General features: G+C 70.7%; 1 protein-coding gene. It reads right to left on the reverse strand.

Going from position 1 to position 962, the window contains the following annotated elements; genetic code table 11:
- Positions 1-24: 24 nt before the first annotated feature.
- Positions 25-678, reverse strand: coding sequence for a response regulator transcription factor (locus K6I34_RS37445; protein ID WP_121797492.1), 654 nt, complete (start codon positions 676-678; stop codon positions 25-27).
- Positions 679-962: the final 284 nt, after the last annotated feature.

Genomic DNA, 962 nt, shown 5'->3' on the forward strand with positions numbered 1-962 from the left:
GGGTGGGGGCGGCGGGCATCGGGGTCAGATCCGGTATCCGGAGCCGGGCACGGTGACGATCACCGGGGGCTCGCCGAGCTTGCGGCGCAGGGTCATGACCGTGACGCGGACGACATTGGTGAAGGGGTCGGTGTTCTCGTCCCACGCCTTCTCCAGTAGCTGCTCCGCGGAGACCACGGCGCCCTCGCTGCGCATCAGGACCTCCAGGACCGCGAACTCCTTGGGCGCCAGCTGCACCTCACGGCCGTCGCGGAAGACCTCGCGGCGGTTGGGGTCGAGCTTGATGCCCGCGCGTTCCAGGACGGGCGGCAGCGCCACGGTCGTACGGCGCCCGAGGGCGCGCACGCGCGCGGTGAGCTCGCTGAAGGCGAAGGGCTTGGGCAGGTAGTCGTCGGCGCCGATCTCCAGGCCCTCCACGCGGTCGCTGACGTCGCCGGAGGCGGTGAGCATCAGGACGCGGGTGGGGATGCCGAGCTCGACGACCTTGCGGCACACGTCGTCGCCGTGGACGAGGGGAAGGTCGCGGTCGAGGACGATGACGTCGTAGTCGTTGACGGCGACGCGCTCGATGGCGGCCGCTCCGTCGTACACGACGTCGACGGCCATGGCCTCCCGGCGCAATCCGGTGGCGACGGCATCGGCGAGCAGCTGCTCGTCCTCGACGACGAGTACGCGCACGGCGTTGATCCTTCCCTTGGAGCCCAGGTGGGCAGGCGTGTGATTCCCGTGGCCGGGTGCATCCATCCTGCCTCGGACGCCGGTAAACCGGCTGTAAGGGGCGCCGGGGGGCCGCGCCGGGGCCTGTGGCGCGGAGGGGGCAAGCCCGGAACGAGCCCGGAACCGCGCCGCCACGGCGACCGGATTCGGATGTGATTTCGATTGTGATTTCGGATTGGCCGACGGTCACAGGTTTCCGCGCGGAGACGGGTGGGGAAGACGACTGCACACCCGCGATCACGCCC

Origin of the sequence: Streptomyces sp. UNOC14_S4 (genome assembly GCF_020740835.1) — a bacterium.
Lineage (GTDB): Bacteria > Actinomycetota > Actinomycetes > Streptomycetales > Streptomycetaceae > Streptomyces.